This window comes from Flavimaricola marinus (assembly GCF_900184895.1).
In the GTDB taxonomy this organism is placed as follows: Bacteria; Pseudomonadota; Alphaproteobacteria; order Rhodobacterales; family Rhodobacteraceae; genus Flavimaricola; species Flavimaricola marinus.
Window position 1 is genome coordinate 119,772 of sequence record NZ_FXZK01000009.1, and the last position, 22,203, is coordinate 141,974.

The 22,203-nt window shown below is 61.7% G+C and carries 20 protein-coding genes; 6 read left to right on the forward strand and 14 right to left on the reverse strand.

What is annotated here, in order from left to right; translation table 11 throughout:
• Positions 1–46 precede the first annotated feature (46 nt).
• Positions 47–511, forward strand: coding sequence for a DUF3237 domain-containing protein (locus tag LOM8899_RS17825; protein ID WP_093993602.1), 465 nt, complete (start codon positions 47–49; stop codon positions 509–511).
• On the opposite strand, the gene LOM8899_RS17830 is transcribed toward LOM8899_RS17825, so the two are convergent.
• Complete coding sequence (locus LOM8899_RS17830) at positions 501–2,798, reverse strand: TRAP transporter permease (RefSeq protein WP_093993603.1); 2,298 nt, start codon at positions 2,796–2,798, stop codon at positions 501–503. The two genes, LOM8899_RS17825 and LOM8899_RS17830, sit on opposite strands and share 11 nt — an antisense overlap.
• Before the next feature lie 74 nt (positions 2,799–2,872).
• Positions 2,873–3,928 carry a TAXI family TRAP transporter solute-binding subunit gene (locus tag LOM8899_RS17835; RefSeq protein WP_168770594.1) on the reverse strand — a complete coding sequence of 352 codons (1,056 nt, stop codon included), beginning with the start codon at positions 3,926–3,928 and terminating at the stop codon, positions 2,873–2,875.
• Positions 3,929–4,064: 136 nt separating this feature from the next.
• Here LOM8899_RS17835 and LOM8899_RS17840 point away from each other — a divergent pair, with 136 nt between their 5' ends.
• A complete protein-coding gene (locus tag LOM8899_RS17840) occupies positions 4,065–4,574 on the forward strand; it encodes a MarR family winged helix-turn-helix transcriptional regulator (protein WP_093993605.1) in 510 nt (169 codons plus the stop codon).
• Positions 4,571–6,226 (forward strand): sulfatase-like hydrolase/transferase, encoded by a 1,656-nt coding sequence (locus LOM8899_RS17845; protein WP_093993606.1) that lies wholly within the window; start codon positions 4,571–4,573, stop codon positions 6,224–6,226. The genes LOM8899_RS17840 and LOM8899_RS17845 overlap by 4 nt, the downstream gene beginning before the upstream one ends.
• Positions 6,227–6,454: 228 nt before the next feature.
• Here LOM8899_RS17845 and LOM8899_RS17850 read toward each other — a convergent pair whose 3' ends face one another.
• The 4 genes from LOM8899_RS17850 to LOM8899_RS17865 form a co-directional block, all read right to left on the reverse strand.
• Complete coding sequence (locus LOM8899_RS17850) at positions 6,455–8,242, reverse strand: SulP family inorganic anion transporter (protein ID WP_093993607.1); 1,788 nt, start codon at positions 8,240–8,242, stop codon at positions 6,455–6,457.
• Between the two features lie 57 nt (positions 8,243–8,299).
• A complete protein-coding gene (locus tag LOM8899_RS17855) occupies positions 8,300–9,973 on the reverse strand; it encodes a bifunctional protein tyrosine phosphatase family protein/NAD(P)/FAD-dependent oxidoreductase (protein ID WP_093993608.1) in 1,674 nt (557 codons plus the stop codon).
• A 15-nt stretch (positions 9,974–9,988) separates the two neighbouring features.
• Entirely contained in the window at positions 9,989–10,870 is an 882-nt protein-coding gene (locus LOM8899_RS17860; protein ID WP_093993609.1) for an MBL fold metallo-hydrolase, read from the reverse strand.
• Positions 10,871–11,136: 266 nt separating this feature from the next.
• Complete coding sequence (locus LOM8899_RS17865) at positions 11,137–11,586, reverse strand: RrF2 family transcriptional regulator (RefSeq protein WP_093993610.1); 450 nt, start codon at positions 11,584–11,586, stop codon at positions 11,137–11,139.
• Positions 11,587–12,022: 436 nt separating this feature from the next.
• On the opposite strand from LOM8899_RS17865, the gene LOM8899_RS17875 reads away from it, so the two are divergent.
• Genes LOM8899_RS17875 through LOM8899_RS17885 form a run of 3 tightly spaced genes read left to right on the forward strand, consistent with a single transcriptional unit; the run spans position 12,023 to position 14,555 of the window.
• A complete protein-coding gene (locus LOM8899_RS17875) occupies positions 12,023–13,432 on the forward strand; it encodes a cytochrome ubiquinol oxidase subunit I (RefSeq protein ID WP_093993612.1) in 1,410 nt (469 codons plus the stop codon).
• 11 nt (positions 13,433–13,443) lie between these two features.
• Entirely contained in the window at positions 13,444–14,445 is a 1,002-nt protein-coding gene (cydB, locus tag LOM8899_RS17880; protein WP_093993613.1) for a cytochrome d ubiquinol oxidase subunit II, read from the forward strand.
• Positions 14,445–14,555, forward strand: coding sequence for a DUF2474 family protein (locus LOM8899_RS17885; RefSeq protein WP_093993614.1), 111 nt, complete (start codon positions 14,445–14,447; stop codon positions 14,553–14,555). The genes cydB and LOM8899_RS17885 overlap by 1 nt, the downstream gene beginning before the upstream one ends.
• A gap of 24 nt (positions 14,556–14,579) precedes the next feature.
• On the opposite strand, the gene LOM8899_RS17890 is transcribed toward LOM8899_RS17885, so the two are convergent.
• From LOM8899_RS17890 to LOM8899_RS17920, 8 genes are all read right to left on the reverse strand, one after another.
• Positions 14,580–15,839, reverse strand: a complete 1,260-nt coding sequence (locus LOM8899_RS17890) for a D-amino acid dehydrogenase (protein WP_093993615.1) — start codon at positions 15,837–15,839, stop codon at positions 14,580–14,582.
• A gap of 78 nt (positions 15,840–15,917) precedes the next feature.
• The gene (locus LOM8899_RS23475; protein ID WP_168770595.1) at positions 15,918–16,073 is read right to left on the reverse strand and encodes a hypothetical protein; all 156 of its coding nucleotides are present in this window, start codon (positions 16,071–16,073) and stop codon (positions 15,918–15,920) included.
• Between the two features lie 68 nt (positions 16,074–16,141).
• Positions 16,142–17,386, reverse strand: a complete 1,245-nt coding sequence (locus LOM8899_RS17895; RefSeq protein ID WP_093993616.1) for an MFS transporter — start codon at positions 17,384–17,386, stop codon at positions 16,142–16,144.
• 6 nt (positions 17,387–17,392) lie between these two features.
• Entirely contained in the window at positions 17,393–17,809 is a 417-nt protein-coding gene (locus LOM8899_RS17900; RefSeq protein WP_093993617.1) for an Ohr family peroxiredoxin, read from the reverse strand.
• Positions 17,810–17,868: 59 nt separating this feature from the next.
• Positions 17,869–19,044 carry a MalY/PatB family protein gene (locus LOM8899_RS17905; RefSeq protein ID WP_093993618.1) on the reverse strand — a complete coding sequence of 392 codons (1,176 nt, stop codon included), beginning with the start codon at positions 19,042–19,044 and terminating at the stop codon, positions 17,869–17,871.
• A gap of 39 nt (positions 19,045–19,083) precedes the next feature.
• Positions 19,084–19,959: an N-formylglutamate amidohydrolase gene (locus LOM8899_RS17910; protein WP_245820595.1), complete on the reverse strand. Its 876-nt coding sequence runs from the start codon at positions 19,957–19,959 to the stop codon at positions 19,084–19,086.
• The gene (locus LOM8899_RS17915) at positions 19,956–21,518 is read right to left on the reverse strand and encodes a gamma-glutamyltransferase (protein ID WP_093993619.1); all 1,563 of its coding nucleotides are present in this window, start codon (positions 21,516–21,518) and stop codon (positions 19,956–19,958) included. The genes LOM8899_RS17910 and LOM8899_RS17915 overlap by 4 nt, the downstream gene beginning before the upstream one ends.
• The gene (locus tag LOM8899_RS17920) at positions 21,511–22,200 is read right to left on the reverse strand and encodes an RraA family protein (protein ID WP_093993620.1); all 690 of its coding nucleotides are present in this window, start codon (positions 22,198–22,200) and stop codon (positions 21,511–21,513) included. The genes LOM8899_RS17915 and LOM8899_RS17920 overlap by 8 nt, the downstream gene beginning before the upstream one ends.
• Positions 22,201–22,203: the final 3 nt, after the last annotated feature.

The window sequence follows — 22,203 nt, forward strand, 5'->3', positions numbered from 1 at the left end:
CCGATCAACCCCGGTTTTTGCGCCAGCCCGAAGAAGGACCGATCTCATGCAGCTTGCTACTCCGCACCTTGTGCACGTCGCCGACCTGACCGTAGAGCTGGGTCCTATCAAGGAGATGGGGCAAGGGCGTGCGGGGCGCCGCCGGATCGTGCCCATCATCGGCGGCTCGATGTCGGGGCCGCGCTTGTCCGGCAAGGTTCTGAACGTCGGCGCCGATTGGCAGACGATATTCTCCGACGGTATGGCCGAGCTGGACACGCGCTATGCGCTTGAAACGGACGACGGCGCGATAATCGAGATCATCAACTACGGCTACCGCCATGGTCCCAAAGAGATCATCGAAGCGATTGCCTTCGGCGAAGAGGTTTCCCCATTCTCATATTACATGCGGACACACGCCCGACTGGAAACCGGCGACGAGCGCTACGCCTGGGTGAACCATACCCTGTTCGTCGGCACAGGTGCCCGCAAGGAGCAATCCGTTCTGATGCGGCTCTATGCTATCGAATGAGCGCCGGCGTTGCTTTCTTGACAGCGTGATGCCACCCCAGCAGCAAAGCCGCGCTGCCAAGGCCGATGGCCATGATCACCGGCGTTTTCCAGAGGATCAAGACGGCGATCAGCAGTCTCAGTGCAACTTCGGGCGCTGAAATCTTGCTCTTGTCGAACCGCGCGAGCGCCGAGGCCACCAGATAGAGGGAAAGCGCAAGGCGCATGAGCAACGTGCCCAAGTGCCCCCAATCGACCTGACCGGAATACCCGTCGATCAAGACCCGCTGTCCGGCCTCGTTGGTGATGGTGATCGCTTCTTCGATGAGCAGGATTTCCGGATACCAGGCAAAGACGAAGGGGATCGTGAACATCACGATACCGACCCGGACCGCCGCAAGGCCGGTCCGCATTGGTTCGGCCCTTGTAATCGACGCCGCCGCGAAGGCCGCAACTGCAACAGGCGGCGTGATCGCCGAGGCAACGGCGAAGTAGAACACGAACATATGCGCGGTAAAGAAGCTGACGCCAAGGTTGGCCAGGAGCGGGCCGAGCAGAAGCGCCACGTTCACATAGGCCGGCACCGTCGGCATCCCCATGCCCAGAATGATCGCGCAGAACATCGCGCAGGTCAGCGCCAGCATCAGGTAGACCCCGCCGGCAATGTGGATCTCGGCACCGAACACCCGCAGCACTTGCGCCTGTTCCAGCCAAGAGGTGACCGCACGGGTCAGCTCGCCTGTCAGCCCGCTTTCGTTCAGGAAGGCGGCAATGATCGAGACCGCGAACAACAGCAGGAACAGGCGCGAAATGAGGATACCGCCTTCGGCAAGGGACATGAGGACCTTGCTCGGCTTCGCCCGTGTTTCGGGATCGAGAAACAGGAGCGGCAGCAGGACCACCACCGCCCACCACCCGGCAGAGACGGCATCGCCGGTGGCGTTGACCAGAATCTGCGTCAGGAATCCCGGCAGAACGACTGACAACCAGCCAGTGCTGATCGCGTCCTTGTTGCCGAGTAGAAGGATCAGGATGGTCAGGATCGGCAGAAAGATGATGCACAGGTTCAGCCAGTCCTGACGGACCATCACCAGATCCTCTGGGATCTCTCGCATAGCTTCGACCTTCTCCCGCCGGGCCTGAAACATGACCGCGAGAAAGATCGAGAAGAAGAAGCACATGGCCGGCAGGAATGCCGCGGTGATAACCTTGGTATAGGGGACCGCCGTCAGCGCCACGAGAACGAAGGCCGCCACGCCCATCACCGGCGGCATGATCTGCCCCCCCGACGAGGCCGCCGCCTCGACCCCGCCTGCAAAGGTCGGTGAGAAGCCGTTGCGGCGCATCATCGGGATCGTCAAGCGCCCGGTTGACAGGACGTTGGTGACAGGGCCGCCGGTGATCGTTCCGAACATGGCGGATGACACGATGGCCGCGTGGGCCGGCCCACCCCGCAGGTTCCGGGTCGACCGGACAGCGAGCTTGATGAGCGAAACGCCACCCGCCGACGTGCCAAACAAGGCGCCCAATATGACATAGGGAAAGACCTGTCCGACGATGATGTCCATGAACCGCCCCATGAAGCCGTCCGGAGTGATGAAGACATTCGTCGCCTTCTGGGTTGCCGCAGCCATCACGTCGCCGTTGTCGGCACCCAATTTGGTCAACAGGAAGTTATTGTCCGACAGGTCGAACACCCAGATCATCGCAGTTCCGACCGTGTAGAGGACGACAATGCTTGCCACGACCACGAGTGGAGCGCCCCAGACCCTCACATTGTACATGAAGAACAGCGTGATGATGGTGAACAGCAACGGAATGGTCAGGGCGCCGAACCTCGCCTGACATGCTGGGACTTCTGCTGCCAGCGACATGCCGGGGATTGCACCGGCTGACCGTTCGGCGGCGTCGGCGATCAGGCGGGCGCGCTCACCGCTGATCTGGTCCAGCAGGCAGACGCTGTCGATCTCTACCAGATAGCCGAAGGCACCGAGAAACGCTGCGAGGACGAGGCCGGCGTCCAATAGCAGGCCGAGCCACGCACGTTCGGGCCGCGACTCCTTCCAATCTCGATAGACGCTGGCGTCGAGGGCGACGATCACCATCATCAGCAGGAAAACGGGCGGATAGAAGAATTCGGTCGGAAAATTCGAAACGCGGAAGAACTTCTGCCCAGTCAGGTCACGTGCGAAATCCTGCAGCCCCGGAATCTCGGGCATGGTGTTCAGCATGCCGGCAAGGACGAGGATCAGTGCAAGGACGATGGCAATGCGTTTGCCAAGAGGACGGCCAGAGTTCGCAGTGGTCATGACAGACTCCGCAGATGACTTTTTCCGGTTATGGAGATGACGGGCCGCCTTCGCAGCCCGTCAGAAGCGTCGGATCAGGGCCGGACGCAATCGGCAACAGTGTGCCCTGCTTCCTCATAGGCGCGGATCGCACCGGGGTGCATCAGCACCGTGACGGAGCCGCAGTTGCCTTGGCTCACGCCGTCGATATCGCCGAACGACATGTTCAGGAACGGCCCACGGGGGGAACCGGTGCGGAAACGCTCTTCGCCTGCCAGAAAGGCTTTGGTGATTTCATAGGCAAGCTCTTCATCCATCGTGGCCGGCACGATTTGGGCAAAGGCCGTGGCAAAGCTGTCGAAGGTTTCGTCATCGGTCACGATCGTGATGTCGTTGCCTGCATAGGCTGCGCGGAACTCTTCAACCGGAAGCGAGTAAGGCGCGTGGCCGGGCGCCGCGACGATCTGCTGTCCAAGTTCGCTGGCCAAGAGATCGGATGGCACGTCATAGATGGTGATGCCACCCGCGGCTGCGATGGCGATCTGGCGACCGGAAGGCAGGCCCTCGGGGATCGTCCACGCGTCTGCGCCGCCGCCGGTGATCGTGCCGACCGTATCGGGCCACGCGTTCTGGATGCCCTCATAGCCCTCGCCATCGTCGAGGCCGGACAAGAGCTTGATCATCGCGCGACCCGAAGTCAGGGCCGCACCGCGCGGCGGACCGTTCCAGATCCGCAGGCCCGCAAGATCACGGATATCCTCAATCGGCGCATTGTTGTAATGGCCAAAAATCTGAGCAGAGCCTGCGTTGAAGGCAATCGCCCGGATATTGTCGGCCAGTTTCGCGCCTTCCTCGGCACCGATGCCGCTATAGGGCCCGATCCCGCGCGAGAGCAAGAATGGCAGGATCATCGGCGCTGGCGCCATGTCGAGCTGGCCTTCCGCGACGGCCTGAACCGAATTGGTGAGCGTCGCACCTTCGGTGATTTGCAGGGTGGCAACACCGGCACTGTCGAGCACCGCGGCGAGCGTCGTGTCGATATAGTGCGGCGTGGAACCGGGTGCTGTCGTCTCGGCCGTCAGGGTGACCTGTGCCGCAGCAGCGAGCGGGGCGAGCGCAAGAGCCGCTCCAAAAAGTGTCTTTTTGATCATCTTTCCTCCCATTTGACTGGCGCCTTCCTCCAAAGGCACTTGCCCCTTTGCAGGGGCGATACCCAAAGCGTTACAGAAATTATGTGACTTGTCACGTTAATTTTTTTCGTGCTTAATCCGACGGGAGGAGGACGCCATGGGAAAGCGACCCGAGACGGACGAGACGCGGCTGCGCAATCGCAAGGCGCGAGAAGACAACAATGTTTTCTCGCGATTACCGGCAGTCTACGCGGCGACGCGGACGCAGGCGCACAAGCTGCTCCACCGGGCAGGCAACCTGTCGACGGTTGAATGGCGCACGCTGTGGGATCTGTATAAGGCCGGCCCGATGACGATTCGCGAACTGGCCGAGATCCAGCGCGCCGACCATTCGCTCCTCAGCCGCGCCCTGCCGGATATGCGCGACAAGGGGTTCGTGACCATGGAGCGAGACCGTATCGACGGGCGGCAAGTGCTCGTCTCTCTGGCGCCACCGGGGCGCGCCGTCTACGAGCAGGTGGCACCCGTCATGAAACGGCGACGCGATGCGCTCCGGGCCGAGTTCTCGCCCGAGGAAATCACCACCTTTCTGGATTATCTGGAGCGGTTGGAGAAATTCGCCCGGCGCCCCATCGACACGATATGCGAAAGTGAATTCACCGAATGAGTAAGAAACCCAACGTGCTCTGGATCATGGCCGACCAGCTTCGGTTCGACTACCTCAGCTGCTATGGCCATCCCCATTTGCAGACGCCGCATATCGATGCCTTGGCAGCACGAGGGATCAGGTTCACCAATACCTATGTGCAGTCGCCTGTCTGCGGCCCGTCACGGATGTCGGCCTATACCGGGCGCTATGTGCGCAGCCACGGATCCACATGGAACGGCATCCCCCTGCGAGTAGGCGAACCCACCTTGGGCGACCATCTGCGCAAGGCCGGGGCCCGCGCCGTTCTGGTCGGCAAGACGCATATGATAGCGGACCGCGAAGGCATGGCATGGCTTGGCATCGATCCCACGTCCGAGATCGGAGTCCGGGTCGCCGAATGCGGATTCGAAGCATTCGAACGCGATGATGGCCTCCACCCCGACAGTGCGCGGCAGAACTGGTCGGCCTATGACGACTATCTGGTCAACCTCGGCTACACGTCCGACAACCCCTGGGAAGACTTCGCCAACTCCGGCCTCGATCCGGATGGGGAGTTGATGTCGGCGTGGCTGCTCAAGAATTCCCGGCTGCCGGCGAACGTGCCCGAGGAGCATTCGGAAACCGCGTATATGACGAACCGCGCCATCGATTTCATGACGGACGCGATGCAGAGCGACCAGCCGTGGCTTTGTCATCTGAGCTATATCAAGCCGCATTGGCCCTATATCGTGCCGGCCCCCTATCACGACATGTACGGGCCCGAACACATCGTCGATCCGATCCGGTCAGAGAGCGAGAAAGAGACCGACCACCCTTTGCTTCGCGCCTATCAACAGGCGCGGGTTTGCCGCAGCTTTTCACGCGATCATGTGCGTGAGCATGTCATTCCCGCCTACATGGGCCTGATCAAGCAGTTGGACGACAATCTCGGGCGACTCTTTGCGTGGATGGACGAAAGCGGGCTCAGCGAGAACACCATCGTCGCCTTCACCTCGGACCATGGCGACTACATGGGCGACCATTGGATGGGTGACAAGGATTTCTACCACGAGGTCGCCGCCAAGGTGCCTCTGATCATCGCAGACCCGCGTCCAGAAGCCGACAGCACCCGCGGCACCACCAGCGACGCGCTGGTCGAGATGATCGACCTTGCGCCAACCTTCATGAACGCCCTCGGTTGCCCGCCAAAACCGCAAGTCGTCGAAGGCCGCGATCTGACGCCGCTATTGCATGGCACGGATGGCTTCTCGCGACGCTATGCCATCAGCGAACACGACTACTCGAGCTTCGAAATGGCCCGCGCGCTCGATGTCGCGCAAGAAGACGCGCGCACCGTGATGATCTTTGACGGGCGCTGGAAATATGTCCGGTGCGAAGGCTTCCGGCCGGTCCTCTTCGATCTTGAAACCGATCCAAACGAGTTCACCGATCTTGGGGCGTCAGAGAAGGCCGAACACCGCGAGGTCCGCGCCCGTCTGGAGGAGGCTCTGCTGGCTTGGTCGATGCAGCATCACACGCGGATCACCGTCACTCCGGAGCTCTTGGCGCGTCAGGGCAAAGCGGCGGAAACGGGCATTCTCATCGGCTTCTGGGATGAGGCGGAATACGAGGCCAGCACCGGTATTCCCTTCAAGGACCTCAAGCCGCTCGGCCCGCCGAAGGCCGGGTAGACGGATCGACCGAGCGCCACGGTGCGCCAAAGCCAGTGATCGACACCGTCCCCGCGATTTCCCAGCAGCCCGGCCGTTTCAGCCATCGCAGAGACGGCCGTGAGCCGTAAATCGTCGAGGCATTGGTTGGTCCGAGCTGCAATATAGGAGCATTAAGCCAATCACGCTGGCCGGTGGCAGCCGCTCGATTGCCCCACGCCACCAAGTCTCGACCCTCGCTCAGACGATCTAAGCTTGCCCGTTGGCCGGTTCCGTGCCCTCCGTGACACCCTCGATTGCTTCAATGTCGCCCGGCACGACCGCGCTTTTACTCAACGCCCGATCTGCCGCAAATTGCGAGAGAAAGACCTCGCCTGTCAGTTCAGACAGGAAATGTGCACGCTTCAAACGGTCCATCACCGGACCTTTTACTTCCGACAGGTGAAGTTTGACGTTCATTTCGTGCAATCGGCTGTTGATCGCCTCCAGAGATTCCAGCGCGCTGAAGTCGATATCGTTGATGGCGGAGCATTGAAGGATGACGTGGCGGACGGCCTTGTCGCCGGCGACACGATCCTGGATTTGATCCTCAAGATAGCGGGCATTCGCGAAATACAGACTCTCGTCCACCCGAAGCGACACAATCCTAGGATCGGTGATCACGTCGTGGCGCAGGATGTTGCGGTAATGCTCGGTCCCGGCAATCTGGCCCACTTCTGCGATGTGTGGCTTGGACGACTTGTAAAGATGCAGAAGGATCGACAGACCCACGCCCGCAGAAACACCGGCCTCAACCCCAAATCCCAGAGTAATGACGATCGTCGCAAGCACGGCCGAGAAATCCGCCTTGGAATAGTCCCAGCTTCGCTTGAGGATCGAGAAATCGACGAGGCTCAGGACGGCGACGATGATCGTTGCGGCCAAGGTGGCTTTGGGCAGGAAGTAGATCAGCGGCGTCAATGCAAGCGCGGCGATCATCAGACCGATTGCGGTGAATGCGCCGGCGGCTGGCGTCTCGGCGCCTGCATCGAAGTTGACGACAGAGCGCGAGAACCCACCCGTCACCGGAAAACCGCCGGTGAGCGCGGCACCGACATTGGCGGCACCGAGGCCGATCAGCTCCTGGTCCGGGTCAATCCTTTGGCGCTTCTTGGCGGCAAGGGTTTGTGCGACCGAAATGGATTCGACAAACCCGATGATCGAGATCAGGAACGCCGGCACCAACAGCTGACCAAGCAGATCGGGCGAGAACGATGGCAAGGTCAGAGGCGGCAGGCTTTGCGGCACGGCACCGACGATCTTGACGCCCCTGTCGGCGAGGCCAAAGGCCCAGACGGAAATCGTCGTCGCGGCAACGACAACGACAGGCCCGGTCTTCACCAGCACCCCCGTCAGGGCATCCGAAAGACCGAACCGCTTCAACAGCGGCTTCAGACCCTTTCGGACCCAAAACAGAAACCCGGTGGCAAGGACGCCGATGATCGCCGTGACCCAATTCGTCTCAGGCAGATGTTCGCCAAGCGACATGACCAGTTCGAACAGATTGTGTCCCTCGGCATTGATCCCGAGGATGTGCTTGAGCTGGCTTGCGGCGATGATGATACCGGATGCGGTGATGAAACCCGCAATGACGGGGTGAGACAGAAAGTTCGCCACGAAGCCAAGCCGAAACAGGCCCATCGCCAGCAGGATAATGCCGGACAACGCGGCAAGTGAGAGCGCCGCGACAGCGTAGCCCATCGTGCCCTGCTCTACGATGTTGCTCAACGCGGCCGCCGTCATCAACGAGACGACCGCCACAGGACCCACCGCGAGGGCGCGGCTGGTGCCAAAGACGGCATAGAGCATGATCGGCGCGATCGACGCGTATAGACCGGCTTCAGGCGGCAGACCGGCCAGCAGCGCATAGGCCAGCGACTGCGGGATCAGCATGATCGTGACGATCAAGGCCGCCATCAGGTCATTGGACAATGCCGTGCGGTTGTAGACACGGCCCCATGTCAGAATGGGAAGATGGCGCATCAGTGCAGTTTTCATTTCATACTCAAAGAGTTGAGGCGGCCCCCACAGAACATGCAGGGGCCGCGAATTACGCTATTTCGCGCCGATCTTTTCGGGCTTTGCCATCCATTCGTGGCCTTTCAGCATGCCTTTCCAGTAGATCGGCGGCAGCATCTTTTCCTTGAGGAACCACGCGGCTCGGCTGGGCTTCGTGCCGTCGATGATGGTCTTTGGGAAACTGGGCAGCATGGAACCGCCATAGCCGAATTCGGCTAAGACTATCTTGCCACGCTCTACCGTGAGAGGGCAGGACCCGTATCCGTTGTACTGCGCCACGGGTGAGCCGCCGCGCATGTCCGCGATGATGTTCTCTGCAACGACCGGCGCCTGAATACGGGCCGCCGCGGCCGTCTTGGCATTGGGGGCATTCATCACATCGCCGAGGGACCAGACGTTGTCGTAGGTCTTGTGCCGAAGTGTCGCTTGATCGACGTCGACCCAACCCGCGGCATCGGCGAGCGGTGAGACCTTGATAAAGTCGGGCGCAGTCTGGGGCGGACAGACGTGGATCATGTCGAACTCCATCTCGACACGCTCCACTGGGGTGTCCGGCTTCGATACGTCAAACCACGCCTTTTTGGCTGGCCCGTCGACGGCGACGAGGTTGTGAAAGAAGTTGAGCGTGGCGTCGTACTTCTTGACGTAGTCCATCAGCGCCGGGACATAGTCCTTGACCCCAAACAGCACTCCGCCCGCGTTGTTGAACTGGATATCGATATCCTTGAGCACACCGCGCCGATGCCATGCATCACCCGACAGATACATCGCTTTCTGCGGTGCGCCGGCGCATTTGATCGGCATCGGCGGTTGGGTAAAGATCGCCCGGCCAGCCTTCATGCCCCGGACCAGCTCCCAAGTATACGGCGCGAGATCGTAGCGATAGTTCGACGTCACGCCGTTCTGACCCAAGGTCTCGACCAGCCCGTCGATCTTGTGCCAATCCAACTTGAGGCCGGGCGTGACGATCAGGCGTTTGTATTTCACCACGCGGCAGCCATCAAGGATCACCGCATTGTTTTGCGGCTCAAAAGCGGCCACGGCCGCCTTGATCCAGTGCACGCCTTTTGGGATCAGCGACCCCATCGTGCGGGCGGTCTGCTCCGGCCCGAAGATGCCGCCGCCGACCATGGTCCAACCGGGTTGGTAATAATGGACATCGGCGGGATCGATAACCGCGATTTCAAGGCCCGGCTTCCGGGCCTTGAGGCTGGCGGCCGCGGCGATGCCGCCCGCGCCCGCACCGACAATCACGATCTCATAGGTGGCATCACCGGTTTCCGTCGGGGTCTTGCCGCCGTTCGCAATGCGCCTGACGACGCCACCCATGTCATAGCCTGCCGCAGTCGTCGCGGCGAGAATGTCGACGAGCGTGCGCTTGTCTGCCTGGGCCAGAGACCACAGTGTCGCTGACCGCGTGCCGGTGCGGCAATAGGCCAGAACCGGACCCGGCAAATCGGCGCTGACCTTGTCAAAGGCCAGTGCGTCCTCATCCGTCACCTTCCCTGCGACGATGGGCAGATAGGCCGCTTCGAGGCCCGCGTCCCTCGCCGCCTTCGAGATTTTCTCGAAGGTCGGCTGATCGGCACCCTCGCCATCGGGCCGGTTGCAGATGATCGCGCGGAAGCCTGCTTCCTTTACAGCCTGCATATCCGTTGGCATGATTTGCGGGCTGACGGAGAGGTTCGGAGTGAGTTTCTTGATATCCATGATCTCGCTCCCGGGTCAGATCGCGTTGATCGGCACTTTGAGCATCGGATTGCCGTCATGGTCCGTCGGGACCTCGCCAGCGCGCATGTTCACCTGCAAAGACGGGATGATGAGCTTTGGCATTCCAAGCGTTGCGTCGCGCTCGGTGCGAAACTTGATGAAGTCCTCGCGGGTCTTGCCTTCGCCGACGTGAATGTTGTGCTTCTTCTCGTCGCCCACCGTGGTTTCCCACTGGATGTCTCGGCCGTTCGGGCCGTAGTCGTGGCACATGAACAGGCGCATCTCGTCGGGCAGGCTCAGCACCTTCTGGATGCTGTCATAGAGCACCCCTGCGTCGCCGCCGGGGAAATCGGCACGGGCCGAGCCGCCGTCCGGCATGAACAGCGTGTCGCCTACGAATGCGGCGTCACCGATGACGTGAACCATGCATGCAGGTGTGTGGCCGGGCGTGAACATGGCAAATGCAGGCATCGTGCCGATCATGTAGGTGTCGCCGTCCTTGAACAGCGTATCGAACTGCGACCCGTCGCGCTGGAACTCGGTGCCTTCGTTAAAGACTTTGCCGAAGGTTTCCTGCACAACCATGATCTTTTCGCCGACGCCGATTTTGCCGCCGAGCTTTTCCTGCAGATAGGGGGCAGCGCTCAGGTGATCGGCGTGCACGTGGGTTTCGATGATCCAGTCTAGGATCAGGCCGCGCTCTTTGATCTCGGCGATCAGCGCATCGGCGGCGTCATAGGTGATCCGGCCGGCGGCATAGTCGATATCCAGCACGCTATCCACGATCGCGCAATGATCGCTGTTCGGATCCTTCACGATATAGGTGATGGTGTTGGTTGCCTCGTCGAAGTGGGGCGAGACCTCTGGTTTGCGGGAGAGATCGACAGGATAGGTCATGTGATGTCCTCGATTGATCGGGCAGTTATCGACGCCCGGAGTGATAGTGATTCGCCGCCTTTGCTGTGGCAGTGCGAAAAGCTATATTCTCTATATCGATTATCCCGTCAGGCTTCGGTGACATTGTCACCAAGCTGGAAAATCGGTCGGATCGCTGCCAGAATCCGGTCCGGAATCCGGACATGCGGCGGCCGGTATCTGCAATCCAGATCGTCTCGACACATCGGTGGATCGCCTGCCGTTGCAGGCGACTATCGCAGCCTCGACTAGCCCCGTGGCAGCTCCAGAGGTGCGATGCGGTCCATCAGTTGCCCTCGATTGGCGGAGATATCCGCGATCGTGAGGTCATCGAGAACCGCCATGAACGCCGCCGTGGCTTCCTGCATCTTGCGCGAAAGAATGCAGATACCCATGAGCGGGCAGGTGTTCTTTTCGGGGTTGAAGCACTCGACCACATCCAGCGGACCTTCGGTGATCCGGACCACATCGCCAACGATGATCTCGTCGGGATTTCGAGCCAAACGGAATCCACCGCCACGACCACGGACGGTCTCCAGATAGCCAGCCTTCCCAAGTTCATGGACGATCTTGGTGATGTGGGGGCGTGACAGGTTATGGATCACGGCGACATCATCGACGCGGACCAGATCGGGCGATTTCAGCGCAGCGAGCTGCAAGGAACGCAAGGCATAGTTAGTGTAGCTGGTCAGTTTCATGGTGCATCCTGTTGTCGCAGGGCAAAGCTATATTGGAAGTATTGCTTTTGCAATTGAACCAATCTATGCAACGCCGCAAACCGATATTTGAAATATAGGATATTTGCGATGAACCTCGGAACCGGCAAACGACCAGCCTGCATTTCCGCAAGGTCCGCGATCCATACCTTGTCGTTTCCGGACCGGGTCAGGAGATGCGGCAAAATCCGGCCAAACTTGCAGTCGGCTCCGTTGCCGACAGAACATGGATTTGCTGCTCAAGACACATCCCCAGCAGGCAATCCGGCGCTACAGTCACCGGACTCGGCCTCGGAGCCAACTGCAACGGCGTCGATGCTCGCACGTCGGTCGCGCATTGCAGTGATCGCCAACCACCGGTCAAATGGGTTGCGCGTGCCTTCACCAGCCGCTCCGCACAGAGAAACGAGGACTCACGATGTTCGATAGCCTGACTGCCGAGACACTGGCCCGAATGCAATTTGCATTCACCGTCTCGTTTCACATCATCTTTCCCGCCTTCTCGATTGGACTTGCCAGCTATCTGGCCGTGCTCAACGGCCTTTGGCTGAAAACGCGCGAGCAGACCTATCTGACCCTTTTCAATTACTGGAAAAAGATCTTTGCCGTCGCCTTCGGCATGGGTGTCGTCTCTGGCATTGTGATGTCCTATCAGTTCGGAACCAACTGGTCGGTCTTTGCCGACAAGACGGGGCCGATCCTCGGCCCGTTGATGGCATACGAAGTCCTGTCGGCCTTTTTCCTCGAAGCGGGCTTCCTTGGAATCATGCTGTTCGGACGTGAACGGGTCGGTGATGGGCTGCACATGTTTGCCACGGCGATGGTCGCCTTTGGCACACTGATGTCGGCCACTTGGATCCTGTCGGTCAATTCCTGGATGCAGACTCCCGCGGGCTACAGCGTCAACGAGCTGGGGCAATACGTGCCCGAGGACTGGTGGCAGATCATATTCAATCCATCGTTCCCCTACCGGCTGGTGCATATGGTGCTGGCCGCCTATCTGACGACCGCGCTCGTGGTCGGCGGGGTCGGCGGCCTCCACCTCTTGCGGGACCGGACAGACGCCTCTGCTCGCCGGATGTTTTCCATGGCCATGTGGATGCTGATCGTCGTCGCACCGCTACAGATCCTTGCCGGCGACGCGCACGGGCTGAATACGCTGGAACACCAACCTGCCAAGGTCATGGCGATGGAAGGCCACTACGACAGCCACCCCGACGGCGCGCCGCTGATCTTGTTCGGGATACCAAACCCCGCGGAAAAACGGATCGACTACGCAGTCGAGATCCCGAACCTGTCGAGCCTGATCCTGAGGCATTCATGGACGGCGCCGCTGGCCGGTCTGGACACGATCCCCGACGAAGACGAACCGCCCGTGGCCATCGTATTCTGGAGCTTTCGGGTGATGGTCGGGCTCGGCTTCGCCATGCTCGGCCTCGGCCTGTGGAGCATCTGGCGGCGCTTTCGTGGGAAGCTTTATGACGACAAATGGCTTCACCGTGCAGCGATCATGATGGGTCCGATGGGCTTTGTCGCCGTTCTCGCCGGCTGGATCACCACCGAAGTGGGGCGGCAACCGTTCACTGTCTACGGCCTGCTCAGGACGAGCGACAGCCTCGCGCCCGTCGCCGCTCCGGCCGTCGCAGCCTCGTTGCTGGCATTCATCGTGGTGTATTTCTTCATCTTCGGAGCGGGCACTTTCTACCTGCTGAGGATGATGAACAAACCCGCCAGCACGCCACATCTCGGGCTGGAGGATGGTCCGATCCGAACGGCCGGCCTTACACCTGTCATGCAGACCGACCGCGACGCAATTCCCGGGGAATAAGGAGCCTCACCATGTTTGAACTATCCTTCATCTGGGCCGGGATCATCGCATTCGCGGTTTTGACCTACGTGATCCTCGACGGCTTCGACCTCGGGGTCGGCATCCTGTTTCCCTTCGCCAATGGCGAGCAGGAGAAAGCGACCATGATGAATTCCATCGCCCCGATCTGGGATGGCAACGAAACGTGGCTCGTGCTCGGAGGCGGCGGGCTTTTCGCGGTCTTTCCGCTGGCTTATGCCGTCGTCATGCCTGCGCTCTACATGCCGATTATCCTGATGCTGTTGGCGCTGATCTTTCGCGGCGTGGCTTTCGAGTATCGCTGGCGAACAGAGCGTTGGAAGCCCGTTTGGGATGTCGGGTTCTTTGGCGGGTCGACGGTGGCAGCCTTCATGCAGGGGATCGCACTCGGCGCGCTGGTGCAGGGCATCGACGTGGCCGACCGCGCCTATGCAGGTGGCTGGTGGGATTGGCTCAGCCCGTTCTCGATCCTCACCGGATTTGCGGTGGTCGTGGGCTATGCTCTGCTCGGAGCCACATGGATCATTCTCAAGACTGAAGGCAGCCTTCAGCGACAAATGCAGGGCCATGCATGGTGGCTCGGTGCGGGCACTTTGGGCTTCATCGGCGTGGTCAGCCTCATGACGCCCTTTCAGGACCCCGTGTATTTCCAGCGGTGGCTCAATCTGCCGGGCAGCGTCTTCAGCGTGATCATGCCCGGAGCGGTGATCGCGGCAGCATGGGCTCTGTTCGCAGGCCTGAATGCCGGCAAGGATGCTCAGCCTTTCCTTGCTGCGCTAGGCCTCTTTGTGCTGTGTTTCATCGGGATCGGGATCAGCTTCTATCCCAACATCGTGCCGCCCGGCCTGACCATTGCCGAAGCGGCCGCACCGGATGAAAGCCTTCGGTTTGCCTTGGTCGGGACGCTCGTCCTCGTACCTCTGATCCTCATCTATACGGGCTATGCCTATTGGTTGTTTCGCGGGAAGGTTAATCCCGAAGAAGGGTATCACTGATGCGGAATACCGCCCTCCGAAAGTTCGGTTGGTTCTTCGCAATTTGGCTTGGCAGCGTCCTGGCGCTGGCGATCGTCGCCTACGCCATTCGCTGGGCGATCCATCCCTGAACGGACCCTTCCAACTGCACCGGGTCAGCCGCCATAGCGCGCTGCGGTCAGTCCATCGAGTGAGATTTCCGGGGTCTTGCCCAAGACCACGTCCGCGACGGCCCGGCCCGAACCGCAAGCCATCGTCCAACCCAGCGTGCCGTGACCGGTATTGACGAACAGGTTGTCGTACTTCGTCGGCCCGAGAACGGGTGTGCCATCCGGGGTCATCGGTCGCAGCCCCGTCCAGCCCTCTGCGCGAGAGATGTCTCCACCTTTTGGGAACAGATCGCTGATCACATGCTTGACCGTGTCAGTTGCATGCGGACCAAGGCGGTTGGAATACCCGGCAATCTCCGCGGTTCCGGCAACGCGGATACGGTCGCCCAATCGGGTGATGGCGACCTTGTGGGTTTCGTCCATGATGGTCGATTGCGGTGCGAACGCGTCGTCGGTGACTGGCAGAGTGACCGAGTATCCCTTGACCGGATAGACGGGCAATTTGACACCAATCGGGTTCAGGACATTCACCGCATAGCTGCCCATCGCACAGACATAGGCGTCGCCAGTGATGCGGCCCGCGATCTCGGTGTTCACACCGGCGATCTTGCCGTCTTCGATCGCGATGGAGCGGATCGACTGACCATATTGAAATTCGACCCCCAGGTCGATGCATTTGTCGGCCAGCGCCATGGTGAACAAACGGCAATCCCCGGTCCGATCAGCGGTCAGGCGCAAGCCGCCGACAAACTTGTTGCGAACCTCGGCCAGCGCAGGTTCGACAGCGATACAGGCGTCGCGTCCAAGCACCTCGTAGGGGGAGTCGTATTCGGCCAGAATTTCCTGATCCGCCTTCGAGGCCTTCATCTGCTTGGCTGTCCGAAACAGCTGCAATGTGCCTTGCTCACGGCCATCGTACTCGATCCCGGTCTCGGCAATCAGATCGGGCATGACGTCGCGCGAATAGTTCGACACCCGAACCATCCGGCCCTTGTTGAGGCGATAGCTCTCCTCGTTGCAGTTGCGCACCATCTGCGCGCACCACTTCCACATGGTCGGGCTGATCAGCGGCCAGATGAAGAGCGGCCTGCGTTTCATGAACATCCACTTGACCGCCTTCATCGGAATACCGGGAGCGGCCCAGGGCGAGGTCATGCCATAGCTGAGTTCACCGGCATTCGCATAGCTCGTCTCCAGCCCGGGACCGACCTGACGGTCGATGACGACGACTTCGGCCCCCTGCTTCGCGAGGTAATACGCGGTCGTGACGCCGATGACTCCAGCGCCCATAACGACAACCTTCATGGGAAATGCCCTTCCGTTGAGTGCCGAAAGGATGCGACGTCTCTCGGAGTCGCACAAGTGGTGCGGTCCGAAGGCCCGTCAATTGGCAGCCAACGCGGCAGCGGGCAGGCCAATGCGGCGGTTTCTGCCGGAAAATTCAGCCAAAGCCGGCCGCGCAAGCGTCGAGATGCGCTGCGATAGTGTCTGGGCAATGGGATTGATTGAAAAGCGTTGTTTCGGAAGGGCCTGAAGCATCGGTTCGCCAGACGGCCGCCACCATTGCCGGGGCATGTCGCGGCCGTCTGACGCTGGATCGCGAGCCCTTACTGATTTGGCTCCGGTCGGGGCGTGAGGTTGATCTCGGCAGCGTCCGGCACTTGAGCGTCGGCACCTGTCCGGGTGCGGCTCTTCCAGACCAGAGGCACCAGCACCAGGGCAATGGCGGGAAAGACGACGAGGTTCACCATCGTCCATCCGGCGCTTTGCAGGATGCCACCAGACAGGAAACTGGCCGCAGCAACTGTGCTGAAGACGAAGAAGTCATTGGTCCCTTGTGCAACGGCCCGTTCGTTCTCGGTATGGGTGTCGAGCAGCATCGCCGTCGCACCGAGAAAGCCGAAGTTCCAGCCGACGCCCAGAAGCACGAGCGAGACCCAGAATTGCCAGACCGCCATGCCTGACAAGGCGACGATGGCGCCGATCCCGATCATGGCAAGACCGCTGGCGGTCAGACGCTCCTTGCCGTAGCGGGCAATCAACCGGCCGGTCACGAAGCTGGGCGCAAACATTGCAAGGACGTGCCACTGGATGCCGAGGGTCGCTTGATCGACGCCGTGTCCGTGGTTGACCATGGCGACGGGAGCCGCCGTCATCACAAAGGACATCAGCCCGTAGGAAACCACCCCGGCGGCCAGGGCAAGAGCATAGTCCGGGCTCTTCAGCAGCGCCAATGTGCCGCGCCCGCCCGCAGCACCGTCAAGGCGCTCTTGCGGCGGAGGTACCCGGAGCAGAGACAACACCGGTATCGCCAAGAGCGCCATCGCCGCCTGACTGAGAAAGCTGCCCATGAACGGCGCGCCGGGCACCGCTTCGCGCGTCAGGATCACCAGCTGTGGCCCAATGAACGCCGCGATGAGGCCGCCGATCATCACCGAGGAGATTGCCTTGCCGCGCAGATCGCCCTCCGCCTGATCGGTGGCTGCGAAACGGTAGCTTTGTACAAATGACGCATAGAGTCCGGCGCCCATCGTCCCGAGACAAAAGACGAGGAAGGAGCCGATCGAGATCCCGAAGGCTGCGACCAGCCCGCCGACGACGCCCAACATGGCGCCAATACGATAAGCACCGCGCCGCCCGAGGGCGCGCATCAGCATCGCCGCAGGCACCACACCGATCGCAAGGCCGAGACTGAACAGGCTGACCGGCAGGGTGATGAGCGCGGGGGTCGGAGACAGGCTCTGCCCCACCAGGCCGCCGAGCGACACCACGACTGGCGCACCGGCCCCGCCAAGGGATTGGGCAACGGTGAGGACCGCGATATTGCGTTTTGCCAGGGATTGGTCGGGCATTGCGTATCAGCCCTTCCTGATCGCGACGCGGGATTGGCCGCGCAACGTGTTTGAGATCGGGCAAATGGCATCTGCTGTTGCGACGACCTCGTCCGCTTCGGCCTCGGTTAAACCGGGCAACGACACCGTCAGCCCAACGTCAAAGATATAGCCGGGGCCCGTGTCACCCTTGACGAGAGCACATGTGCAGGTGAGCTCTGGCGCACCGGACAGGGTCAGGCCCTTCTGCTTGGCCACCATCATCGAGGTGCCCGAGAAGCAGGCGATATAGGCGGCGGCAAAGAGCTGTTCGGGGTTTGTCCCCGAGACTCCGTCGCCGCCCATCTCGACGGGGTGGCCAAGGGCGATGTCGAGCTGCCCGTCCGGGCTCTTTGCAAAGGTCGGCTGGCCGGAGACTTCGGCCGTGTAAATGGATTGGGTCATGGATGGTTCCTGAATGAACGGGCTGAATGGATGGTGCGGGCAGGTCTGCCCGCGCCTCGTTACTCCGCGAAAGCTGCGACGAGACGGTCGATTGCCTTGTCAAGCTGGGCGCGAGGCAAGGCGAAGTTGAAGCGCAGGAACTGCTCTCCGCCGGGCCCGAAGGTGGTTCCGGCATTCACACCGACCTTGGCGACCTCGCTGCAGCGGCGGCGCAATTCTTCCGGCGGCAGGCCCATCTCCGAGAAATCGACCCACGACAGATAGGTGGATTGCAGGGACAGTGAGCGCGCCTTCGGGATCTCTGCAGCAAAGCGTTTGTCAAAATGATCGCGGTTGTCGGCAAGATAGAGCAGCAGTGCGTCCAGCCACTCTGCCCCGCCCGCATATGCGGCCTCGGTGGCGATCATTCCGAACAGCCCGTGATGCTGCGCACCCACTGCGGCGGCGCGGCCATCAAAGCGCTTGCGCAGCGTCGGATCAGAGATGATCGTCTCTGCCAAATGCGCGCCAGCGAGGTTGAAGGTCTTTGTGGCCGAAGCACAGGTGATCAAGCGGTCAGCGATCTCCGGCATGGCAATCGCGGTCGGCACGTGACGTGCGCCCGAAAAGACGAGATCGTGATGGATTTCGTCCGAGACGAGCAACAGACCGTGGCGCTCGCAGAAGGCCCCGAGCGCACGCAGTTCCTCCACACTCCAGATCTTGCCCGAAGGGTTGTGCGGCGAACACAGGAGAACGACGCTTGCATTGGCGGGCAGGTTCTCCTCCAGCGCCTCGAGGTCCATCTCGTAGCGGCCCTGCACGAGGTTCATCTGCGAATAGAAGGGAACCCGGCCCGCGGCCTTGGTGATGCCGGTAAAGCCCGGATAGATCGGCGAGAACATCACGACGCTGTCGCCCGGCGCGGAGAACTCCTGCAGGATCATGCCGATGGCATTCAGAACGCCGGCCGTCGCGGTGAGCCATTCGGGCTGGATCTCCCATCCATGGCGCGCTTTCATCCAGTTGGTGATGGCGCTGCGCCAGCCGCTGTCATCGGCGTAATAGCCGTGGACACCGCGCGTCACCTCTTCGGCGAGGGTCTGGGTCACCGACGGCGGCGCTCGGAAATCCATGTCGGCCACCCACATGGCGATCGCGTCATCATCCTCGATCCCGCAAAACGGGCCGAGCATGTCCCATTTTGCCGAATGGGTGCCGCGGCGGTCGATGTGTTCGTCAAAGTCGAAAGGCATATGTCGCTCCTTGGTGGTGCGCGCGCGGGCGCGTGTAGGTCAGGTCCGGGCCGCGACGTAGTCGTGCAGCGCGGCGTTGAGGCGCGTGATCGCGCCTTGAAGGTTGGTGAAACCGTCGGATCGGGCGCGGCTCTTCTCGTCCATGTAGAGACGTCGGTTCACCTCGATCTGGATCGAGTGCCGGCCCTTGGCGGGGTCGCTGTAGCGACGGACAAGCTCCGCCCCCTTGAACGGGATATTCCGGGCGACGGAGTAGCCAAGGCCCTCGACGGTGGTGCAAATCAGATCCGTCAACGCCGGCTCGCAGCTCTCGCCATCGTAGTCACCGATGACGAAATCGGCCCGCACCGTTCCCGCCGGATCGGGCGAAAGAGCATGGCCGATCGCCGGCATTGAGTGGCAGTCGATATGGTAGACCGTGCCGAAGCTCGCGTAGGTGTCGTCCAGCAACGACTCGAGCCGGCTGTGATAGGGCCGCCAATAGGTCTCGATCCGGGCCTCCATCTCGGCCACGGTCAGCTTGCGGTCATGCATCGGCGTATCGCCCCAGGCATACCGCCAAGACAGGCCCATCCCACGTTTGGCGGCGGCGTTCTCACGCATCGGGTGCGGCCAATCGCCTTCGATCATCTCGAGGTCCACGTCCTGGTCGGATCGGTTCACGTCGAGAAAAGAGCGGGGGAAATGCGCGCGCAGGAGAGGTGCGCCATAGTCGGGCGCACTCTCGAACAATTCGTCGACATAGGTGTCGGAGGCGACGCGCACCATCTCGGGCGAGACGGCAGGGTGAAAGTTCAGAGGCAATTGGAGGCCACTATGCGGGCTGTCAAAGACCAGAGCCGTTCGAGGGGCACGAGGGGCATCGACGCTGAGCACACCCGTGATCGAAGAAAGCAGTGCTTCGGGGATCATCATGCATTCCTTTCCAACGCGGCCGCGTGGGCGGCGGGGTAGGAGATGTCGGGCATCCCTACAAAGGCTTCGGCGCGTCGGCCGATCATGGCGGGTGAGGCAAAGGGGCGATGCATCACCTCGGCTTGCGCCGGGCGGACCGGTGCGATCTCTTCGAGGGCCGCGATCTCGGCGTCGGACATGTCGACATTGGCGATGATGCCTGGGCCGGCCCCCGCATCCATGCGCGGACGCATCAAGGCGTCCTCGACGTCGAGACCTGCCGACAGGTGAAGCGCGACGATCTGGGCCAGCGCGGGCACAATCATGTTTCCGCCGGACGCACCCAGCACAGCATGACTTCGGCCCGCGCCTGTGATCGCAACCGGGCACATGTTGGAATGGGCATAGGCCTTGGGGATCATGCTCGCGGCGCGGCCGGGGCGGGGATCGTACCAAGCCATGCCATTGTTCAGAAGCACGCCGGTGCGTGGCGAGAGCGCATAGGCGCCGAAGCGGTTGAACAAGGTGAAGGTGATCGCGACCATACGGCCGGTGGCGTCGACCGCGTTGATCTGGGTCGTAGACCCCTTGGCGTCGGTCTCGGCCGGGGGCGCGAGGGGCTTGTCGCCGGCATAGGCTTCACGCAGTGCGCGTGCCATTTGCGCAAAGAACTCCGGGCCGTCCGGGCCAGCGCCGTGGCGTTCCTCGAACATGCCGAGCGCCGCACGAAGACGATGGCCGCCGCTGGTGTGGCCGGGGGTGTGAATCACGTGGCCAGCGAAGTCGAAGGGGATCGCATCGTAGATCAGCGGCTGGTAATCGGCCAAGTCCTCAAGGGTGATGCCGTTGCCGTTCTCCTGAAGATCGGCCACCAGATCTCGCGCGATCTGGCCGGTGTAGAAATCTTCGGGGCCGACCTCGGTCAGGCGTTCGAGTGTCTGGGCAAGCTGCGGCATGGCCAGACGCATTCCGGGCCAAGGGATCTTGCCGTCGGGTTGGAATATCGCCTGCATGCCCGTGTCCCGGCGCATCTCCGGCTGGCCGAGAGCAATGGTCAAAGAGGTGTGCCAGTCGACCTCCATCCCGGCGCGGGCGCGGTCAAGCGCGGGGCGAAGTGCCCGGGCGAAGGGGATGGTGCCATGCCGGTCAAGTGCGGCGGAAAAGCCGCGCACGCATCCGGGGATCGCGACTGACAGGAAACCGCGGACGTTGGCGTCGTTCTTCGAGATCGCATTGCCGTTGAAATAGGCGCTGCCGTCACCCTTCTCTGCATAGACATCCATGTCCATCTTGGCCGGCAGGCGGCCGGTAAATTCGATGCATTCGACGGAGCCATCCGGCTCGACGACCAGCATGTAGCCACAGGCCCCGAGGCCCGACATCCAAGGTTCGGCGGTTTGCAGGGTCAGGGCCGTCGTGACGGCCGCGTCGACGGCATTGCCGCCCTCCTCCAGCACCGCGATCCCGGCCTGGGTGGCCGCGAAATGTTGGCTCGTCACGACACCCTTGTCGCTGACCGCCGGACGTTTGCGGCGATCCCAGTATTCATGGCGTGCCTGCTCGACGACGGACCTATCCATTGTTCTCACCTCTCAGTGCGTTTTCGACGAATTGAATGGCCGGGGATGGGCCGGCGGGCTGCTCGCCGGCAGCGAAGCGGGCGAACATTTCGGCGGTCTTCTTCTGCCGGGCCAGTGCCACCTCGCAGATCGCCTCGGCCTCGTCGGGGGGGATCACGATGACACCTGTGGCGTCCGCCATGACGATGTCGCCCGGCAGGACCGGAACGCCGCCGACGGACACCGGCTTGTTCAGGGCGCCACCGCCGTCGCGGATGCGGGTGGTGATGCTGGAGACCCCCGTGGAATAGACCGGCAGGCCCAGCTCCATGATCTCGTCCGGGTCGGTGCAGGGGCCGCCTATGATGGCCGCCGCGCCGCCCTTGCGGGCGATGGCCGAGGCCACGCCGCCGCCGATACAGGCATGCCGCGCATCGCCCAAACGGTCGACCACGAGGATGTCGCCCTCACGCAGGGTAGAGACGGCATATTGCAGCAACGTGCTGTCCATTCCGGGGATCGCGACAGTCACCGCGGTGCCGGTTATCGTGCCCTTTGGGGGCGTCAGCGGCTTGATCGAGGGGTGCATGAAACCGCGGTCGGCGAAGTGGCCGATCGTCGCCAACTCGACCTCTTCGAGACGTTTCAACAGCGTAGCAGAGACCTGCGGGGCCGAAGCCCCGATCGCGTACTTTGCAATCATTTG

Coding starts and splice junctions, on each gene's coding strand:
- LOM8899_RS17825 (WP_093993602.1), top strand. CDS start 47: ATGCAGCTTGCTACTCCGCACCTTGTGCACGTCGCCGACCTGACCGTA.
- LOM8899_RS17830 (WP_093993603.1), bottom strand. CDS start 2,798: ATGACCACTGCGAACTCTGGCCGTCCTCTTGGCAAACGCATTGCCATC.
- LOM8899_RS17835 (WP_168770594.1), bottom strand. CDS start 3,928: ATGATCAAAAAGACACTTTTTGGAGCGGCTCTTGCGCTCGCCCCGCTC.
- LOM8899_RS17840 (WP_093993605.1), top strand. CDS start 4,065: ATGGGAAAGCGACCCGAGACGGACGAGACGCGGCTGCGCAATCGCAAG.
- LOM8899_RS17845 (WP_093993606.1), top strand. CDS start 4,571: ATGAGTAAGAAACCCAACGTGCTCTGGATCATGGCCGACCAGCTTCGG.
- LOM8899_RS17850 (WP_093993607.1), bottom strand. CDS start 8,242: ATGAAAACTGCACTGATGCGCCATCTTCCCATTCTGACATGGGGCCGT.
- LOM8899_RS17855 (WP_093993608.1), bottom strand. CDS start 9,973: ATGGATATCAAGAAACTCACTCCGAACCTCTCCGTCAGCCCGCAAATC.
- LOM8899_RS17860 (WP_093993609.1), bottom strand. CDS start 10,870: ATGACCTATCCTGTCGATCTCTCCCGCAAACCAGAGGTCTCGCCCCAC.
- LOM8899_RS17865 (WP_093993610.1), bottom strand. CDS start 11,586: ATGAAACTGACCAGCTACACTAACTATGCCTTGCGTTCCTTGCAGCTC.
- LOM8899_RS17875 (WP_093993612.1), top strand. CDS start 12,023: ATGTTCGATAGCCTGACTGCCGAGACACTGGCCCGAATGCAATTTGCA.
- cydB (WP_093993613.1), top strand. CDS start 13,444: ATGTTTGAACTATCCTTCATCTGGGCCGGGATCATCGCATTCGCGGTT.
- LOM8899_RS17885 (WP_093993614.1), top strand. CDS start 14,445: ATGCGGAATACCGCCCTCCGAAAGTTCGGTTGGTTCTTCGCAATTTGG.
- LOM8899_RS17890 (WP_093993615.1), bottom strand. CDS start 15,839: ATGAAGGTTGTCGTTATGGGCGCTGGAGTCATCGGCGTCACGACCGCG.
- LOM8899_RS23475 (WP_168770595.1), bottom strand. CDS start 16,073: ATGCTTCAGGCCCTTCCGAAACAACGCTTTTCAATCAATCCCATTGCC.
- LOM8899_RS17895 (WP_093993616.1), bottom strand. CDS start 17,386: ATGCCCGACCAATCCCTGGCAAAACGCAATATCGCGGTCCTCACCGTT.
- LOM8899_RS17900 (WP_093993617.1), bottom strand. CDS start 17,809: ATGACCCAATCCATTTACACGGCCGAAGTCTCCGGCCAGCCGACCTTT.
- LOM8899_RS17905 (WP_093993618.1), bottom strand. CDS start 19,044: ATGCCTTTCGACTTTGACGAACACATCGACCGCCGCGGCACCCATTCG.
- LOM8899_RS17910 (WP_245820595.1), bottom strand. CDS start 19,959: ATGATGATCCCCGAAGCACTGCTTTCTTCGATCACGGGTGTGCTCAGC.
- LOM8899_RS17915 (WP_093993619.1), bottom strand. CDS start 21,518: ATGGATAGGTCCGTCGTCGAGCAGGCACGCCATGAATACTGGGATCGC.
- LOM8899_RS17920 (WP_093993620.1), bottom strand. CDS start 22,200: ATGATTGCAAAGTACGCGATCGGGGCTTCGGCCCCGCAGGTCTCTGCT.